14 protein-coding genes are annotated in these 17,950 nt (G+C 73.9%); 6 read left to right on the top strand and 8 right to left on the bottom strand.

What is annotated here, in order from left to right; translation table 11 throughout:
* Positions 1–21: 21 nt before the first annotated feature.
* Positions 22–642: a YigZ family protein gene (locus CFLA_RS00285; protein ID WP_013115308.1), complete on the top strand. Its 621-nt coding sequence runs from the start codon at positions 22–24 to the stop codon at positions 640–642.
* A gap of 12 nt (positions 643–654) precedes the next feature.
* Here CFLA_RS00285 and CFLA_RS00280 read toward each other — a convergent pair whose 3' ends face one another.
* Positions 655–2,301 (bottom strand): ABC-F family ATP-binding cassette domain-containing protein, encoded by a 1,647-nt coding sequence (locus CFLA_RS00280; RefSeq protein WP_013115307.1) that lies wholly within the window; start codon positions 2,299–2,301, stop codon positions 655–657.
* A 149-nt stretch (positions 2,302–2,450) separates the two neighbouring features.
* Here CFLA_RS00280 and CFLA_RS00275 point away from each other — a divergent pair, with 149 nt between their 5' ends.
* On the top strand, positions 2,451–3,422 hold the full coding sequence (locus CFLA_RS00275) for a LacI family DNA-binding transcriptional regulator (RefSeq protein WP_245530273.1): 972 nt from the start codon (positions 2,451–2,453) through the stop codon (positions 3,420–3,422).
* A gap of 27 nt (positions 3,423–3,449) precedes the next feature.
* Here CFLA_RS00275 and yiaA read toward each other — a convergent pair whose 3' ends face one another.
* The 6 genes from yiaA to CFLA_RS00245 form a co-directional block, all read right to left on the bottom strand.
* Complete coding sequence (gene yiaA / locus CFLA_RS00270; RefSeq protein WP_013115305.1) at positions 3,450–3,923, bottom strand: inner membrane protein YiaA; 474 nt, start codon at positions 3,921–3,923, stop codon at positions 3,450–3,452.
* 110 nt (positions 3,924–4,033) lie between these two features.
* On the bottom strand, positions 4,034–6,253 hold the full coding sequence (locus CFLA_RS00265) for an ATP-binding protein (protein WP_013115304.1): 2,220 nt from the start codon (positions 6,251–6,253) through the stop codon (positions 4,034–4,036).
* Positions 6,250–6,897 carry a response regulator gene (locus tag CFLA_RS20250; protein WP_052302644.1) on the bottom strand — a complete coding sequence of 216 codons (648 nt, stop codon included), beginning with the start codon at positions 6,895–6,897 and terminating at the stop codon, positions 6,250–6,252. The genes CFLA_RS00265 and CFLA_RS20250 overlap by 4 nt, the downstream gene beginning before the upstream one ends.
* Before the next feature lie 107 nt (positions 6,898–7,004).
* Entirely contained in the window at positions 7,005–7,607 is a 603-nt protein-coding gene (locus CFLA_RS20245; protein WP_187291316.1) for a Pr6Pr family membrane protein, read from the bottom strand.
* Positions 7,608–7,700: 93 nt separating this feature from the next.
* Positions 7,701–8,492, bottom strand: a complete 792-nt coding sequence (locus tag CFLA_RS18765; protein ID WP_013115301.1) for a CHAP domain-containing protein — start codon at positions 8,490–8,492, stop codon at positions 7,701–7,703.
* A gap of 223 nt (positions 8,493–8,715) precedes the next feature.
* Positions 8,716–9,615, bottom strand: a complete 900-nt coding sequence (locus CFLA_RS00245) for an ATP-binding cassette domain-containing protein (protein ID WP_052302643.1) — start codon at positions 9,613–9,615, stop codon at positions 8,716–8,718.
* A gap of 201 nt (positions 9,616–9,816) precedes the next feature.
* Between CFLA_RS00245 and CFLA_RS00240 the strand changes: the two genes are divergently transcribed.
* The 4 genes from CFLA_RS00240 to CFLA_RS00225 all read left to right on the top strand — a co-directional run bounded on the left by CFLA_RS00240 (position 9,817) and on the right by CFLA_RS00225 (position 17,558).
* Positions 9,817–14,187 carry a DUF7933 domain-containing protein gene (locus tag CFLA_RS00240; protein WP_043598649.1) on the top strand — a complete coding sequence of 1,457 codons (4,371 nt, stop codon included), beginning with the start codon at positions 9,817–9,819 and terminating at the stop codon, positions 14,185–14,187.
* A 107-nt stretch (positions 14,188–14,294) separates the two neighbouring features.
* A complete protein-coding gene (locus tag CFLA_RS00235) occupies positions 14,295–15,818 on the top strand; it encodes a SpaH/EbpB family LPXTG-anchored major pilin (protein ID WP_013115298.1) in 1,524 nt (507 codons plus the stop codon).
* 109 nt (positions 15,819–15,927) lie between these two features.
* Positions 15,928–16,803, top strand: a complete 876-nt coding sequence (locus CFLA_RS00230; protein ID WP_013115297.1) for a class C sortase — start codon at positions 15,928–15,930, stop codon at positions 16,801–16,803.
* Between the two features lie 224 nt (positions 16,804–17,027).
* Positions 17,028–17,558, top strand: a complete 531-nt coding sequence (locus CFLA_RS00225; protein WP_148234246.1) for a hypothetical protein — start codon at positions 17,028–17,030, stop codon at positions 17,556–17,558.
* Between the two features lie 4 nt (positions 17,559–17,562).
* On the opposite strand, the gene CFLA_RS00220 is transcribed toward CFLA_RS00225, so the two are convergent.
* A complete protein-coding gene (locus tag CFLA_RS00220; RefSeq protein ID WP_148234245.1) occupies positions 17,563–17,946 on the bottom strand; it encodes a hypothetical protein in 384 nt (127 codons plus the stop codon).
* Between the last annotated feature and the right edge of the window lie 4 nt (positions 17,947–17,950).

Here is a 17,950-nt window from a genome sequence, read left to right as displayed (position 1 = left end):
CGTGGCAAGGTGGAGGGCGCCATGCGCACCTACCTGACCATCGCCCGCGACGGCGAGGCGACCCTCGAGATCAAGCGGTCGCGCTTCCTGTGCACGCTGCGGCGGGTCGAGCAGGAGGCCGACGCGCGGGCGCTGGTGGAGCAGATGCGGCGCACGCACTGGGACGCGCGGCACCACTGCTCGGCGTTCGTGCTGGGCGCGGACGGCATGCTGCAGCGCTCGTCGGACGACGGCGAGCCCGCCGGCACGGCCGGCGCTCCCATGCTGGAGGTGCTGCGCGGGCACGGCGTCAGCGACGTGGTCGCGGTGGTGACGCGGTGGTTCGGGGGCATCCTGCTCGGTGCCGGGGGGCTGGTGCGGGCCTACGGCGACGCGGTGTCCGCCGGGCTGGCCGAGGTCGGGACGCTCGAGCGGCAGCTCCTCGAGGAGTGGGAGGTGCGCCTCGACCACGCCGAGGCCGGACGTGTCGAGGGCGAGCTGCGCGCCCGGGGCGTCGAGGTGCTCGAGGCCGCGTACACCCACGACGTGCGCCTGCTGCTGGGCGTGCGGGACGCGGACGCGCTGCGGGCGGGCGTCGCGGCGCTGACCGCGGGGCGCGTCGAGGCCGTCCGCGTCGGGGAGCGCTGGGTCGACGTGCGCTGAGGTGCCGGCGTGTCAGTCCGGCCGGACCTCCGTGACCTGCCCGTCCTCGACGTGCCAGCGGCGCGTCAGCCGCACGGTGTCGAGCATCCGGCGATCGTGCGTGACCAGCAGGATCGTGCCGTCGAAGGACTCCATCGCCTGCTCGAGCTGCTCGATCGCCGGCAGGTCGAGGTGGTTGGTCGGCTCGTCGAGGACCAGCAGGTTGACGCCGCGGGCCTGCAGCAGCGCGAGGGCCGCCCGCGTGCGCTCCCCCGGGGACAGCGACGCCGCCGGGCGGCCCACCTGGTGGCCGGCGAGGCCGAACTTCGCCAGCAGCGTGCGCACGTCGGCCGTCGTCCACTCCGGGACCTCGCGCGCGAACGCGTCGCCCAGCGGCTCGTCGCGCTCGAACGCTGCCCGTGCCTGGTCGACCTCCCCCACGAGCACGCCCGACCCGAGGGCCGCGGTGCCCTCGTCGGCCGCCAGGCGCCCCAGCAGCAGGGCGAGCAGCGTCGACTTGCCCGAGCCGTTGGGCCCGGTGACGGCGATGCGGTCCTGCCAGTCGAGCTGCAGGTCCACCGGGCCGAGGACGAAGTCCCCGCGGCGGACGACGGCGGCCCGCGCGGTCGCGACCACGGACCCCGAGCGCGGTGCGGTGGCGATGCTCATGCGCAGCTGCCACTCCTTGCGCGGCTCCTCGACGACCACGAGCCGCTCGATCATGCGGTCGGTCTGCCGCGCCTTCGACGCCTGCTTCTCGGACGACTCGCGGCGGCCCTGCTTGACGTTCTTGTCGCCGTCCGTGGCCTTGCGCATCGCGTTGCGCACGCCCTTCTCCATCCACGCGCGCTGCATGCGGGCGCGGGCCGCGAGCGCGTCCCGGCGGCCCGCGTAGTCCTCGTACGCCTCGCGCGCCTGCCGGCGGGCCGTCGAGCGCTCCTCGAGGTACGCGTCGTAGGAGCCGCCGTAGGTGGCGACACGCTGCAGGCTGCGGTCGATCTCGACGACCGTGGTGACGGTCCGCGCCAGGAACTCCCGGTCGTGGCTGACGACCACGACCGGCGCCGACGCCTGCGCGACGAACTCCTCCAGGCGGTCGAGCCCGTCGGCGTCGAGGTCGTTGGTCGGCTCGTCGAGCAGGTACAGGTCGAAGCGCGAGAGCAGCAGCGCCGCGAGCCCGACGCGCGCGGCCTGCCCGCCGGACAGCGCCGTCATGGGCAGGTCGAGGTCGACGGCGAGCCCGAGGTCGTCGGCGACGCCGCCGAGCCGCGCGTCGAGGTCCGCGCCACCCAGGGCCATCCACCGCTCGAGCGCGTGCGTGAACGCGTCGCCCGCCCCCGGCGCGTCGGCCGCGAGCGCGTCGGACGCCGCGTCCATCGCGGCCTGCGCGTCGGCCACGCCCGTCCGTCGCTCGAGGAACGTCCGCACCGACTCGTCCGCCCGGCGCTCGACCTCCTGCACCAGGTAGCCGACCTGCGCCGTCGGCGGTGACAGCGCCACCACCCCCGCCTCCGGAGCCCGCTGACCTGCAAGGATGCGCAGCAACGTCGTCTTGCCGGCGCCGTTGGGGCCGACGAGCCCGACGACGTCGCCGGGCGCGACGACGAGGTCGAGGCCGGAGAACAGCTCGCGGTCACCGAACGCCGCGGCCACGGACCGGGCCTGGAGGGTCGCACTCATGGGGGCCATCCTGCCGTCGGGACGGCCCGCGCCCGCACGCCATATCGCCCGCCGGGAGCCGCCCGCACGACGCGATCCGCAGCCTGCGGCACCCCCAGGTCTACGCTGGACCCCACCTGCCGAGGCGAGGAGGCCGGAACGTGGCGCGGGTGACCAGTGCCGACGTGGCACGTGAGAGCGGGGTCTCGCGCACGACGGTGTCGTACGTGCTCAACGCCCGCAAGGACGTCGTCCTCACCGAGGCGACCCGGCAGCGGGTCCTCGATGCGGCCGCGCGGCTCGGCTACACCCCGTCCGCCGCGGCACGCGCCCTGCGGGCCGGGCGCAGCGACCTCGTGCTCCTCGTGCTGCCCGACTGGACCCTCGGCCCGGCCATCGACACCCTCATCGAGCACCTCAGCACCGCGCTGGCCACGCACGGCCTGTCCGTGCTCGTGCACATCCGCCACGGCGGCCGCCCCCTCGACGAGCTGTGGCGGGCCGTGACGCCGTGCGTCGTACTGAGCCTGTCCCCGTTCCCCGCGGCGGACACGCGCGCGATGCAGCAGGCCGGCATCCCCGTCGTCGGCACCGCGCTGGACGACGACCCGCAGCCCGACGTCTTCGCCGTCCCGCAGGCGAGCATCGGCGCCCTGCAGGCCGACCACCTGGTCGCGCGCGGCCACCGCGTGCTGGCGTACGCGGCGCCGCACGACGACCGGCTCGCGGCGTTCGCGGACCGCCGCCTCGCGGGCGTCCGCGCCGCGTGCGAGCGCCACCGCGTGCCGGCGCCGGAGGTGGCGTCGGTCGACCTCGACGTCGCGTCGGCGCGCGCCGCGGTCGACGCCTGGCGGGCCGCGGGGGTCACCGCGGTGGCGGCCTACAACGACGAGGTCGCCCTCGCGGTCCTCGCCGGGCTGCGCGACGCGGGTCTCGACGTGCCGGGCGACGTCGCGGTCATCGGCGTCGACGACATCCCCGCCGCACGCGTCGCCGCTCCCGCCCTCACCACGGTGTGGCAGGCGATCGACGCGCAGGCCGAGCACCTCGCGGCCGCGGTCCTCGCGGCCCTGGGGCTGGCGGAGAGCACGCCCGAGCGTCCCGACGACGTGTTCCACCTCGTGCAGCGCGCGTCGACCTGACCCCGGGCGGCCGCGGTCAGCGGCGCCTCAACGCTGCTGCCAGACCGCTGCCTGGGGGTCGACGTCCGCGGGCGCGGGCTTCGCCGGCTGCGGCGCGGGACCTGCCGCGGCGAGGTCGCGCACGTTCTTCTGCACGGCGATGACGGCGAACAGCGCCATCGTGTACCCGAGCCCGTAGAAGCCCTTCTCCGACAGCGTGAGCGTGGAGTTGGCCAGGCCGATCGCGACGAGCAGCAACGAGACCAGCACCATGCTCCACGACAGCCCCAGGAAGATGCCCGTGACCGGGATGCCCTCGGCCCGGTCACGCACCGACTTCTGCAGCGCGATCGCGGAGTACAGGCCCAGCAGCAGCAGCGTGCCGTAGAAGCCCTTCTCCGACAGCAGCATGTCCGCGTTCCACAGCCCGACGGCGAAGGCCGTGATCGCGATGACGAGGGCCACCCACGACGCCCCGACGAACGCGGCGGTCGGACGGGCGGGCACGGGGTGCTGCGACATGAGGGGGCTCCGGGGCTCGACCCGTCGGCACCGTGCCGACGGAGGCACGATGCTCCCGGTCCCCAGGGCGGGGCGCAAGGACCTCGCCGGTGCAGCACCCGGACGCCGCGTCAGACGACGGCCCGGACGGCGAGCGCGGGCACGACCAGCCGCGCCCACGTCGTCCCTGGCGCGTCCGCCATGACCTCCACCCCCCGCTCCCCGCCGAGGGCGGCTGCGCGGTCCGCGTCGTCGGGGCGCGCGACGACGTGCACCGCGACCTCCTCGCCGGCCGGCTGCGCGCTCAGCACCAGCTCGGTCGGCAGCGTGCCGTGGGACAACGCGGCGACGAGCAGCCCGCGGACGGCGTCCAGGTCCCCCGCGGACGCGACGGCGGGCTGGATGCGGACCTGGCACCCCGCGGCCCGGACCTGCCGCAGCAGCTCGCGCGTGCTGGCGTCGAGCAGCCCCGGCGCACGCAGCTCGTCCCTCGCCGCGGCCTCGAGCACGCGCGCCGACGCCGCGGCGTCCTCGGTCGCCGCAGGCGTCGTCCCGGTCGCGACGTCGCGCAGGAACGGCACGACCTGGTCGCGGAGATCGGCGAAGCGCCGGTCACGCACCGCCCTCGCAGCGCGCCGTGCCGCGTCGGCGACGGCGAGGTCGCGGTAGGCGTCGTGGGCGTCCGTCACCACCGTGCCGAGCGTGAGGATCCCGCGCGCGATCGCCAGGCCCAGGCCCACGGGCAGCACCATCGACAGCGCGGGGGTGACGACCGTCGCCAGCTGCTCCTGCCACGGCCCAGGGCCGAAGCGTCCCGTGAACGCCGCGGTGAGGAGCGCCGCCTGCACGATCACGAGCGTGACGACGGACTCCACGCGCGGACGGACGATCGCGACGACCGCGAGCAGCGGCGCCCCGGCGCCGAGCGCCCACGAGCTGTAGTCGCGCAGCGAGCTCCCTGGCAGCACGTCGATGGCTGCCAGCGTCCCCACGACCACGTAGGTCAGGGCCGCCGTCGACCCTGCTCGGGACAGGCCCGTGTGCGCGCGCAGGAGCACGGCGGCGGTCACCGCCGCCAGTCCGACGAACCACGCGGTCAGCCACCACGGGTGGGCGCCCTGCGCGACACCCTGCGCGGCGAAGACCGCGTACATCGCGAGGTACGGCACGCACGCGTACGTCAGCGGCCTGCGGACGTCGATCATGACAGCGGCGATCCGCTCGTGCCGCTGCATCGGCCGGGGCGGCTCGAGGACGGGTGCGCGCCAGGCCAGACGCACCACGGTGGCGTGACCCGGGGCGCTGTCGACCTCGGCGCTCCCACCGACGTCGCGCATCCGCTGCACCACCGAGCCACGCAGCCCGTCGGACCGGCTCATCGCCTCGGTCGGGTCGAATCCCGGCCCGTCGTCGCGGACCTCCACGGCGACCCCTCCAGGGTCGGTCCGCACGCTCACGTCAGCCGTGACCCGCGTGTGCCGCTCGACGTTGCGCAGGGCCTCCTGGACGGCCGCGACGACGATGTCGGCGACCTCCGCCGGCACGGGCGACGCCGCCCCGGTGCTCGTGAAGGACGCCTTGGCGGCGTCCGCGACGGGAGCGAGGACCTCCGCGACGTCGCACGGCGGTCGGACGTCGTCCTCCGCGAAGGATCTCTCGATCGCGGAGACCGCGACCGCCGCGGCGGCCCGCACCTCGGCTCGGTCCAGGCCGGGAACCGTCACCGCGCGCAGCGCGGACACGACGTGGTCGTGCACGACCCGCTCGGCCTCGCGCCGAGCCTGCTCCGCCGCCTCGCGCTCCGCCTGCGCCGCCTGCGCCCGGCTCCGCTCGGCCGCCGCCGCGTCCGCCCGGTCCGCCGCCGCCCGCATCTGCGGGGCGCACAGTGCGACCACGACGCCGGCGGCGACCGCGGGGAGCAGCAGACCGACGTCCCAGCCGTGCATGGAGTCGACGACCACCTGCGTGACCAGCGCGGTCGCGATCGCCGTCACGCGCGCCCGGGTGCGAGCGAAGAGGAACCCGCAGAGCACGACCGCCGCGGTGCCCATGACCCGGGCACCGGGTGTGAACTCCGGTGACGGCTCGAGCGCCCAGGCGACCTGCCAGGCCACGGCCGCGAGGCACAGCACCGCCAGGTAGCGGTCCGACAGCCGGTGGCGGGCGGCACGGACCGCGCCGACGCCGGCGACGAGCACGTAGGCCACGGTGGCCGCCGCCAGCCCGGGGCCGAGGGTGCCGGACGCGCTCAGGCCGATGACCGCCCAGCAGCCGGCCGTGATCGCCACACCCAGGGCGTAGGCCCAGCGCAGGCAGGCGTCGACGCTCTCGCGGTAGCTGCGCCGCGTCACGGCGACCGCCGGGTGCGCGGGGCGTGCTCCGGGGCGTCGATGTGGCCGTCCGCCACGACGCGGGCCAGGAGGTCGGCAGGGCCGTCGACCCGTCCGACCGCCTGCTGGTACTTCGCGAGGGCATGCTTCACGTGGTCGTAGGCGGTGTCCTTCGTGATGCCCAGCTGGGCGCCGATGACCTTCCACGCGAGCCCGGTGGCCCGCAGCCGCAGCACCTCCAGCTCGCGCGGCGTGAACCTCACCGCACCCGCAGGGTCGGAGACGAGGTGCTCCGCGAGGTCGCTCGAGACGTAGGTGCGCCCCTCGTGGACCTCGCGGACGGCGGCCACCAGGTGGGCGTCCTCGTCCTCCTTGAGGATCAGGCCCGAGGCACCCGCCTGCATCGCGCGCACGATCACCGCCGAGCGGTGCTCGGTGGTGAACAGCACCACGCGGGAACCCGTGGCGCGGATCCTGCGCACGTTGTCCTCGACCGTGCTGCCGTCCAGGAGCCGGACGTCGAGCAGCACGACGTCCACGGGCGCGTCCGCGAGCAGCTCGTCGACGGTCGCGGCGATCACCGTGAGGCGCATGCACGCGACGTTCTTCTCGAGGTGCGCGCTGATGCCGTGGAGCAGCAGAGGGTGGTCGTCGACCGCGGCCACCGTGATGGTCTCGCACGTCGAGCCCTGGGCTGTGCATCGATCGCAACCGGACACGGTGTCCCTGCTCTCCTTCTCGCACTCCGCTCCTCCCGGAGCGTAGTGGTGGGTCAGTGCGGCGCCGGTGGGCGGGCACGCAGTCGGCGTACCAGCCGGTCGGCCATGACGAGGTGGAGCCCCACGGCGACGACGACGGCCACACCCACCCCGTGCGGGCCGACCCGCGTCACGTCGAGGAACGTGTAGGCGGGTGCGACGCCGCGGGCGGCGTGGAGCAGGAGCGTCAGGGCGAGGTACGCCGCCGGCAGCAGGGTCCAGCTGAGCACGACGGCGCGTGCGGGCGGCGCGGCGCGTGGCACCCGCACGGCGTCGACGACGGCCAGGACCGGCAGCGTGACGTGCAGCAGGAGCGGTGCGAGCCAGGTGAGCCCGCCACCGGCGGCGCCGAGGCGCTCCGCGGGCAGCAGGACGCCGGCGTACACCGCACCCGCGAGCATCGCGCCCGTGCAGGACGCGTCGCGCACCCACGCGACGGCGGTGCCCGCCCGCCCGACCAGGCCGGCCGCGGCGGTGAGCCCGCTGAGCAGTGCGCACCAGACGCTGAAGTACCGCAGGAACCACGTCGGGTCCGTGGACCCCGCCTGCACCGCCACCGACCCGCACGCGCACACCAGCAGCGCCAGCCGCCGCCGGCGGTCGACCCGCCGTGCCATCGCGCCCATCGTGCCCTCGCCATCCTGCCCCCCGCCTCGTCGGTACGGCGGCGGCCCACGGTGCCGGCCGTGGACCGCCGCCGGTCGTCCCGGTCAGCGCGGGGCGAGGATGAAGGACATCCCCACCACGTCCTTCACCCACCGCGTGTGCCACGTGTGGCCCTGGTTGGCGTAGTTCATCTCGACGACGTGCACGTACAGGCCGTCCGCCCGCCGCTCGATCGCGTCCACCCAGCCGACGTGGCCGTACGTGGCGTCGGCCCCGTGCACGCCGGGCTGGAACACGACGATCGAGCTCACCTGGGCGTCCAGCACGGTCGTCCACCCGTTGGCCCGCGCCGAGTCGTACCACTGCCGCGCGTTGCCCGTGATGTTCGGGTACACGCCCGAGTACTCGCGGAACTTCTCCTTGGCGCCCCAGGTGCACTGGTCCCAGACCCCCGTGTTTGTCGAGGTGGTCTGGCCCCACGACCGCCCGCTCGTGCTGCAGGGGCCGGTGACGGTGCTGTTCGATCCCGTCTCCAGGAGGGAGTCGGTCACCCAGCCGCCGCCCACCAGGCGGTACCAGATGGTCGAGGTGCCGTACGGTCCGGTGATGGCCTGGCCGTAGGCGTAGCAGTCGAGGCTGACCGCCGCGCCTGCCGGGATGGTCCGCACGACGGGGCCGGCAGTGCTGGCCTGGTTGCGGACGTTGACGTACGAGACGCCGTGGCCGCTGATGACGCGGGCCGTGAACGCCGCCGCCGCGGATGTCGCGCCGAGCGTGACCGCGAGCGCGACGGCGATCGCCGTGGCGGCGCCACGGCGCGCGCGTGCCGTCACGCGCCGGTCGCTGTCCGGTGACGTGGTCACCGGGTCGAGGACGGACGAGCCGTACCTGTCCATGGGAGTGCTCCTTCGCCGAGAGGGTGTGTGCTGGCACTCACCATTCGAGCGAAGTGCGACCCTGCCCCGATATCCCCGGTTGTCGGGGGGTCATGGCCGAGGTCGACCTCCAGCGACCGTGCGAGATCCTCGATCTCGCACTCGACGTCGTCGCGCGCTGCTGCGGTGTCGTCCCGCGTCCCGCGGCAGGACAGGGTCGGACACCTCCGGGCTGCCCGCGTGCTCAGCCCACGGCCGCTGCCGGGGCCCGCAGGTCCAGCCGGTGGTCCGCCACCGCGGTGGCGAGCTCGTCGTCGTGCGTGACCAGCAGCAGCGCGCAGCCGGTCTGCGCGAGCTCACGCACCAGCAGGTCGGTGGTGACCTCCTGGGTGGCCAGGTCGAGCCGGGACGTGGCCTCGTCCGCGAACACCAGGACGGGCCGCGGCAGCATGGCCCGCACGATCGCGATGCGCTGGAGCTCCCCGCCGGACACCTGGCCGGGGCGGCGGCGCAGCATGTCCTGCGGGATGCCGACCTCGTCGAGCAGCGTGCGCAGGCGCGCCTCCTCGACGCGGTGGCGCCGCACGACGTCCCGCAGCGCCGCGCCGAGCGGGACCCGGCGCGGGAACGACAGCCCTGGGTCCTGGTACAGCTTCTGGACGCGTCCGTCGCGCGTGGCGGGGGCGTGCGAGACGGTCCCGGCGTCGACGGGCGTCAGGCGCAGCAGCGCGTTGCCGAGGGTCGTCTTGCCGACGCCGCTCGGGCCGGTCAGCGCCCAGCGCTCGTCGGCGTGGATCCGGAACGACAGGTCACGGAAGAGCTCGCTGCTGCCGTAGGACTTCGCGATCCCGTCGGCGGCGACGAGCGGGTCGCCGGTCGGCACCGGCGGGGTGCCGTGCCGCATCCACCCGAACGTCCACCGGCTCGGCTCCGCCCCGAGCAGCCGCTGCGTGTACGCGTGGGCAGGCGTCGCGAGGACCTGCTCGACCGGGCCCGCCTCGACGACCGAGGCGTCGCGCATGACGAGCACGTCGCCGCCGAGCGCCCGCGCCAGGCGCAGGTCGTGCGTGATGGTGAGCAGCAGCCCGCCGCCGTCGACCGCCCACCCGCCGAGAACGCGCGGTCGTCCTGGACCGTCGCCCATGTGGAGGGCATTTCGGAACATTGCGAGGTAATCGCCCGTGCGGTACCTCTCGTGGCAAATGTCTGATTCCGCCGCGCACCATCACCCCGGGTTTGACAGAAAGTCACGACGTGACGGAAGATCAGTGAGAAGTCCAATTGACCATGCGTTCCGGGGGGGGCGCGGGTGAAATTCGGCTCCACCGGTCGCGGGCGCGCAAAAATGCGGTCGTACGTCGGCACGGCCGCGACGGCGTGGGTCATTGTCGTCCTGCTGGCACTGGGCACCGCACCCGGCGCGTCCGCGGGACCCGCTCCTCTCGCGGAGACGACCGAGCGCGCGACGTCGGCGTCGCCGGACCCGTCCGCCGCGACTCCCTCGGTGGCGCCGTCACCCGAGCCGTCGCCCGACGTGTCCTCGGCGTCCGCCGAGCCGGCGGGCGAGATGACGGCCGAGCCGCCCCCGGCACCCGGGCCGGAGGACGAGCGACCGCCACCGGCCGCGACAGGGCCGACGCCCGACACGTCCGCTCCCGCACCGTCGGCACCCGCACCGTCCGCACCCGCACCGTCCGCACCCGCACCGTCCGCACCCGGGACCTCGGCACCGGACGAGCCCGCACCACCGACGTCGTCCCGCCTCGCGGCGACCACCGGCGTCTCGATCCTCGCGGCAGGTGTGCCCGAGGCACCCGTGCAGCTCTGGCTCGAGGACTTCGAGGCCGCCACGCCACCCGCGCAGCTCGGCACCTACGCGTCCAACCGGTACACGGCGGCCGCCTTCTGGCTGAACTACGCCAACTGCAACGGCGTGATCGTCAGCTACACCACGACCTTCCCCGCGACCGGCTTCTGCGGCGCCTCGACCGACGTCGTCCCCCGCAACCAGGTGCGCCGCATGGCCGACGTCCTCGGTCAGCTCCGCCTCGGCGTCGTCGGCAGCACCAGCAACACGGCGCCGGTCAACGGCTCGACCACGGGCACCGGCGGCTCCCAGGCGAACCGAGCCGTCGCCGCCCTGACGATGACGGGCGGCACGACCACCGCGAACCAGACGGTCGTCGAGTCCGCCGCACCGGTCGGCCTCACCGCCACGGCCGACCGCTACTACGCGGTCTCCCTCGACGTCGCGGAGGACTCGTGCTCCGCCCGGCCGGGCGGCGTCAACAACAACTCACGGCTCGACGTCGCGCTCGTCGCCGGCGCGACCGTGGCACCGCTCACCGCCGCACCGATCATCGCCTGCAACGTCACCGGCGGCCGCTACACCTCACCCGCCCTGTCGAGCGGGTTCGGCACCGAGACCGCGGTGCGCGCGGGCCGGTTCTTCACCGACACCGCCGTGCGGCTCACCGCGACGCAGGCCGCGCAGGCGCGCGTCCGCGTCACGAACCAGATCTCGGCGTCCTCCGGCAACGACTTCGCCCTCGACAACCTGCGGATCGTCGACGCGACGCCGAGTCTCGACAAGGCGTTCGCCACCGACGTGGGCACCGCCGGCACCCCGACGACCCTGACGTTCACGGTGACGAACACCTCCGAGCTGGCCGCCAAGACCGACTGGGGCTTCACCGACACCCTGCCGCAGGGTCTCGTGGTCGCGCCGACACCGGCGGTCGGGGGCACGTGCACGAACGTCACGGGCGCGGCGTTCGTCGTGCAGGCGCCGGCCGGCGCCGGCTCGGTCGTCGTGACGGGCGGCGACCTCGCGGCCAACGCGGTGAGCTGCACCGTCACCGTCAACGTCGTGGCGGCCGCCCCCGGCACGTACGTCAACGGCCCGGCCAACGTCACGACCGTGCTCAACGCTCCCGAGAGCGCGACCTTCGTGGCCGAGCCGCCGGCGCGGATCACGATCCGCAAGAACGTGGTGGGACGCGCCGCGGTCGGTGACCAGTTCCGCCTGGCGCTGAGCCTCGGCGCGACCGAGGTCGCGACCGCGACGACGACGGGCGCCACCACGGGACTGCAGACCGCGCAGGTGGGGCCGGTCGACGTCACGCGCGGCAGCGTGTACACGATCTCCGAGTCGATCGTCTCGACGTCGACCCTGAACACCTACACGACGACCTACCAGTGCCTGCGCGGCACCACGACGATCGCCACCGGCACCTCGATCTCCGGGCCGATCACCATCTCGGACGAGGCCGGCGCCGAGATCGTCTGCACGTTCACCAACACCCCGCAGGCGGCGAGCCTGTTCTGCGACGGCACGTTCTACTACGCCGTGCGGACGGACGGCTCGATCGCCCAGGTCAACGCCACCAGCACGGCCGCGCCCACACCGCTCGTCGGCGCCGTGCCCGGTGCGACGGACGTCAACGCCCTCGGCGTCAACGGCAACGGCACGAGCGCCGTCGCCATCGACCGCACGGGGACGAACGCGGTCAACGCCGGGGGCGTCATCACCTACACCGTCGTCGGCGGCTCGCTGCAGGCCACGCGCACCGCCCTCACCGGGACCCAGGGTGCGTTCCTCGACCGCACGGGCGTGGCGCTCGACGGCACGATCATCGCCGGCGCGGTGGACCCGATCAACGGGCGGCTGCTGGTGGGCAAGTCGGCCGCGGGCTCGGTCCGGCTGTGGGAGTACACGCCGACCGCGCTCACCAACGGCAGCCGGTTCCTCTACCTCGGGCAGGTGGCGACGGGGACCACCGCGGGCGAGAACGGCGACATCTCCTTCGACGCCCAGGGCAACCTGCACGTCGTGCAGGCCGCGGCCGACTCCAGCAGCGTCGGCATGTTCAGCGTCACCCGGGAGGCGCTGCTCGCCGCGTCCGGCGGCACGATCCCCGCGAGCGCCACCGTCCGCCGTGCGCTGAGCGGCATGGACGCCGGGGCCACCCTGACGGCGGTCAACGGCATGGCCTTCTCCCCGGCCGGGACCGTCTACCTGAGCAACGCGACCTCGGGCTACCAGTTCGACCCGGTGACCTGGGTGCGGGTGCCGAACAGCCCGCGGGCCGTCCTCGGCACCACCACGCCGAACACCACCACCGACCTCGCGGGCTGCGCCACCACGTCGACGATCTCCGTCGAGAAGAACGTGGTCGGCAGGATCAACGCCGCCGACCAGTTCCGCCTCGCCCTGTCGGCCGGGTCGCCCCTGGTCGAGACGTCCGTGGCGACCACGAGCGGATCCGCCACAGGCGTCCAGACCGCGCGCGTCGGGCCCACGCCCGTGCAGATCAACACGTCCGTCACCATCTCCGAGACGATGGCCGCCGGCTCCGTGTCGGCGCTGGCCTCCTACACCACGGTCCACGAGTGCTGGGCGGACGGGGTGCGCATCCTCACGGGGACGAGCAGGACGGTGGCCGTCACGATCCCGAACCGGTTGAGCGTCGGCGTCGCCTGCACGTTCACCAACTCGCCGGCGCCCTTCGCGACGGTACGGGTGACGAAGGTCGTCGAGGACTGGAGCGGCGGCAACCGCACGCCCACCGCCGGCTGGACGATGACGACGACGGCCACGGCCACCACCGGCAGCACCGTGAGCATCCTCCCGTCGCGCGACCCTGCGCAGCAGACCGCGGCGGACGGCACCGCCACGTGGCAGGTGCTCTTCGGTGCGGCGTCGCACCGCGGACGCGTGACCGTGGCCGAGACGACGCAGCCGGGCTTCCGCTTCCAGAGCCTGGTGTGCACGGTCAACGGCACCGCGGCGGCCACCACCGTCACGACCGTGGGCACCCAGGTGCGGGGCGCCGTCAACGTGGACGTCGCGCCGGGCGGCGTCGTGGAGTGCGTCTACGCCAACCGGCCGACCGCCACCCTCACGCTCGTCAAGAACGTCTCCTTCGGTACGGCGGCGCCGTCGCTGTGGCAGCTCGCTGCCACGCGCAGCCTGGGCACGGCGCTCGCCGGTCCCAGCGGCGCCGCCGGCAGCGGCGCCGTCACGGCGGTGACCGTGTCGGCGCAGACCCCGTACCGGTTGTCGGAGACGAGCGGGCCCGCCACCTACGTGCAGGTCGGCGGCTGGTCCTGCGCGACCGCCACCGGGAGCGCGGTGCCGGTCACCCCGGCGGGCGACGTGAGCCTGGCCCGCGCGACGGACGTGACCTGCACGGTCACGAACGCGACGGCCGCGCTGACCCTGCTGAAGAACGTGCAGAACCCGTCTACGGGGTTCCAGCCCGCCACGTGGGACCTGACGGCGACGCCGGCCGCACTGGCCGGGTTGACTGCGACCACCGTGCGCGGTGCGGACGTCTCGCCCCTCGGCAACCCGTCCAGCACGTTCGACGTCCGTCCCGGGCACACCTACACGCTGAGCGAGGCGCTCGCGCAGAGCGGCACGCGCCTGGCGTACCAGCAGCTGCGCCTCGAGGTGCGCGGGCCGGACGGCAGCTGGACGCCGGTGGCCTCACCGACCATCACCGCCCCGGCGGCCGGGCAGAGCGCGGTATACCGCTTCGTCAACGCCCCCGTCGCCCCTCCCGTGCTGCCGCTGACCGGCGGGCCGAGCCGCGACGCGTTCCTCCTCGGCGGAGGTGCGCTGCTGGCACTCGCGCTCACGGTCGCGGTGTGGCACCGGCGTCGTCAGGCGTCGACGTCGTCGCATTCGAAGGATGGTGATGTGAAAAGTTGACCACCACCCCCTTGTTGTTCACCGGCGACATATCGCGACCACCGCACGGCAGCAATTCCGACCCCATGACAGCAGCAGAGAATTCTGATCCCATGACAGGAGCCATCATGTCCACGTCCATCATCCGGCGGGTCACCGCCGCGATCGGCGGCCTCGTCCTGGCCGCCGGCGCGGCGATGGTCGCCGCCGCCCCGGCGCAGGCGGTCACCCTGCCCGGCAACATCGACCCCGCCCAGCCCCGCAGCCTCACGGTGCACAAGTTCGCGCTCGGCCCGGCCAACGGCCAGGTCGCCGGGACCGGTCAGCAGCTCCCCTCCACCGCCGGCCTCGGCACGCCGCTCCCGGGCGCCGTGTTCACCGCGACGCTCGTCGCCGGCGTCGACCTCACGACGCCCGAGGGCTGGACGATCGCCAACAGCCTGACCCCGCAGTCGGCGTCGAACCGCCTGACCGGCACGCCGTACACGTCGACCCCGTCGGCGGCGGACGGCACCGCGACCTTCCCGACCGGCATGCCGCTGGGCCTGTACTACGTGCAGGAGACGGTGCTGCCGGCCGACGCGACCAACCCGTCCGCACCCTTCCTCGTGTCGTTGCCGCTGCCGACGGGCCCGTCGGGCGCCCCGGCGAACCAGTGGATCTACGACGTGCACGTGTACCCGAAGAACGCCGTCACCGAGACCACCAAGACGCGGATCCCGGCCCCCGCGAACTCGGCGGAGGCACGCAACCCCGACCTCATCCGCTGGTCGATCTCGGCCAGCATCCCGACGCTCGCCGCGGGTGACACGATCTCCACGTTCACCCTCACCGACATCGTCCCGGGTGCGCTGGTGTTCCCCGCCACCCCGCCCGTGGGCGTCTCGCCGTCGACCGTGACGGTGACGAACGCGGGAGGTGTCGCGCAGAGCTTCGCCGAGGGCGACGACTACACCATCACCACCACGGACGCGACGGGCACGACCGACGCGACGTCCGTGCTGAGCTTCACCACGACGGGCCTGACCCGGCTCACCGCCCTGCAGGGCGGGCTGGTGTCGTTCGACGTGCTGACCCGTGCCGTGTCGATCCCGCCCACCGGGGTCATCACCAACACGGCGACCGCCAACATCAACGGCGCGACGGAGACCGTGACCGGCTCCACCCCGATCGGCCAGCTGACGGTCTTCGCGTTCGAGAGCAGCGGCGGCGGCCCGCGCACCCCGCTCGCCGGAGCGGTCTACCAGGTGTACCTGACCCAGAACGACGCGAACAACCAGCAGAACCCGATCTCGATCAACGGCACCACCAGCTGGACGACCGGCGCCGACGGGTTCGTCGCCATCCCGATCATGACGCCCGGCAACTACTACGTGCGTGAGATCACCCCGCCGGCCGGCTACAACCTGCCGCAGAGCAACCCGGTCCAGACCGTGGTCGTCGCGGGTCCGACGTCGACCACCGCCCCGGTGCAGAACTACGTCGAGTTCAACCACACCCAGGTGTCCGCGGCGAACTTCCTGCTGCCGCTGACGGGTGGCGACGCCGGCCGGTGGTTCGCGCTCGCCGGCAGTGCGCTCCTGGCGATCGCCGTCGGTGCGGCGGTCGTCGTGACCCGCCGGCGTGCGCTCTCCGCGCCCGCGTCGGCCTGACGTGACGAGGACGGAGGCGGGGCGCCCCGCGGGGCCCCCGCCTTCGTCGTCCCCGGACGACCCCGGGACGACGGGCACGCAGCCGACGCGCCGCCGTGGCGGGTGGCGCATGCCGTGGACCTCCCTGGGCATCGCGCTGACCGCGGTCCTGGGGGCCGGCCTCCTGCTGTTCCCCACCGTCGTGTCGTGGTTCAGCCAGTACGAGCAGTCGCAGCGCATCGACGACCTCACCGCCGACGTCGCGGACCTCGGCTCCGCGACCCTGCAGGAGGAGCTCGCCCGCGCCCGCGCGTACAACGAGGGCCTCGTCGGCGGCGGGGCCGACGTCGTGGCGAACGGACGCCTGCCGGTGGCGGACGAACCCGACCAGGCCGGAGGGTACGACGAGCTCCTGCGCGCCGACAGGACGGGCCTGATGGCGCGCCTCAAGATCCCCGCGATCCACGTGGACCTGCCCGTCTCCCACGGCACGAGCGACGCCGTGCTCGAGCACGGCGTCGGCCACCTCGAGGGCACCGCCCTGCCGGTGGGCGGGCCGTCCACCCGGGCGGTCCTGACGGCCCACCGCGGCCTCGCGACCGCCGAGCTGTTCACGCACCTCGACCGCGTGGAGATCGAGGACACGATCGTCCTCGAGGTGTTCGGCGAGGTCCTGACGTACCGCGTCATCGACACCCGCGTCGTCGAGCCCACCGACGGGCAGAGCGTCCTGCCGGTCGACGGGCGGGACCTCCTCACGCTCGTCACCTGCACTCCCCTCGGCGTCAACAGCCACCGCATCCTCGTCACCGGCGAGCGCGTCATCCCCACGCCGCAGGCCGACCTGGAGGACGCGGGTCGGTCCCCGGAGATCCCGACCTTCCCGTGGTGGATCCTCATCAGCATCGGCGTGCTGGCGACGGCCGGCGGGTACGTCTGGCTGTCGGGGCGGCCGACGGGCCGAGCCGACGTGACCACGCGGCATCCGGAGGCACGTCGGCGCTGAGCCGTCCGGGTGCGACTGCGGACCGGCTGCCTGTCCCGGGGACCGGTGCCACTAGGGTGCGGCAACCAGGGCAAGGTCGCCGCCGCGATAGGCCGACCACTCCGAGGACGCATGGTCCCGGTGGTTCCTCCCCAGAACGTGCGGCAGGAGATCGTCGAGTTCGCCGCCGGGCACGGCGTCATCCTCCGAGAGCTCGGGCCGCAGTTCGCAACGAAGGGACCATGATGTCCGAGGTCTTGTACACGACCCGCTGGAACGACCTGACGCGTCGTCCTCTCGCTGGACACAGCTGGATCACCCCCGACGAGGCGCGACGCCGGTACGACGAGGCGCAGGGTCTCGAGATCGTCGACGCGAGCACCCGTGACGAGGACGGCACACAACGCCCGCTGTGGGTGGTCGGCGCCCACGGGCGGTTCCGCGTCGAGCTGCTCACCCCCGGTGGTGCGGTCGCCCGCTCCGTCGACTGGGACCTCGTCGACGGTCGCCTGTGGCGATGGGTCACCGTGGAGTACGTCTACCTCGACGACGACACCGCGCACGTGGACTCCGACGCGACGCTGGAGCTCACGACCACCGCGCGCCCTGACGGCACAGCCTCGTTCTCGATGCGTGACGAGTCGGGAGAGAGTCACGTCACGCAGTTCGACGATGTCGCCACCGACGGCTACTGGCTCGACGTCCCCGCCTTCGGCGAGTGGGGGCCGCTCGTGAACGCCACCCTTGGTGCCGCGACGGGGCCGCCGGCTGACTAGGACGTCAGCCCTCGGTGTATCCCGGGTAGTTCGAGATGTCCTTCCAGCCTGCCGCGACGGACTCCGGCGTCGACCCGAACGGCACGTCCGCGTAGCCTGCGCCGGTGTCGTCGAGGAGCACGAGGGCTGGGCTGCCCTCCGGGAGTGCCCTCCGGACCACCGCCGCGATCTCCGCGCCCTCCTCCCAGCTGCCCTGGATCGCGAGACCGGTCATCGTGTCGGACAGGTTGAGGATCGGGAGGAAGGACCCCGCCAGGACGCCGACGTTCAGGGCCGTTCCTCGCGCCGTGGTCTCGCGGACGACGTGGAGCTCGTCGCCGTAGCGCTCGCGCAGCGCCGCCTCGAGCGCGTCCGGCGTGATCACCACACCCGCGCCTTCACGGGTCATGAGA

The sequence above is a fragment of the Cellulomonas flavigena DSM 20109 genome (assembly GCF_000092865.1).
GTDB lineage: Bacteria > Actinomycetota > Actinomycetes > Actinomycetales > Cellulomonadaceae > Cellulomonas > Cellulomonas flavigena.
This window is presented reverse-complemented; position numbering and strand designations above follow the sequence as displayed.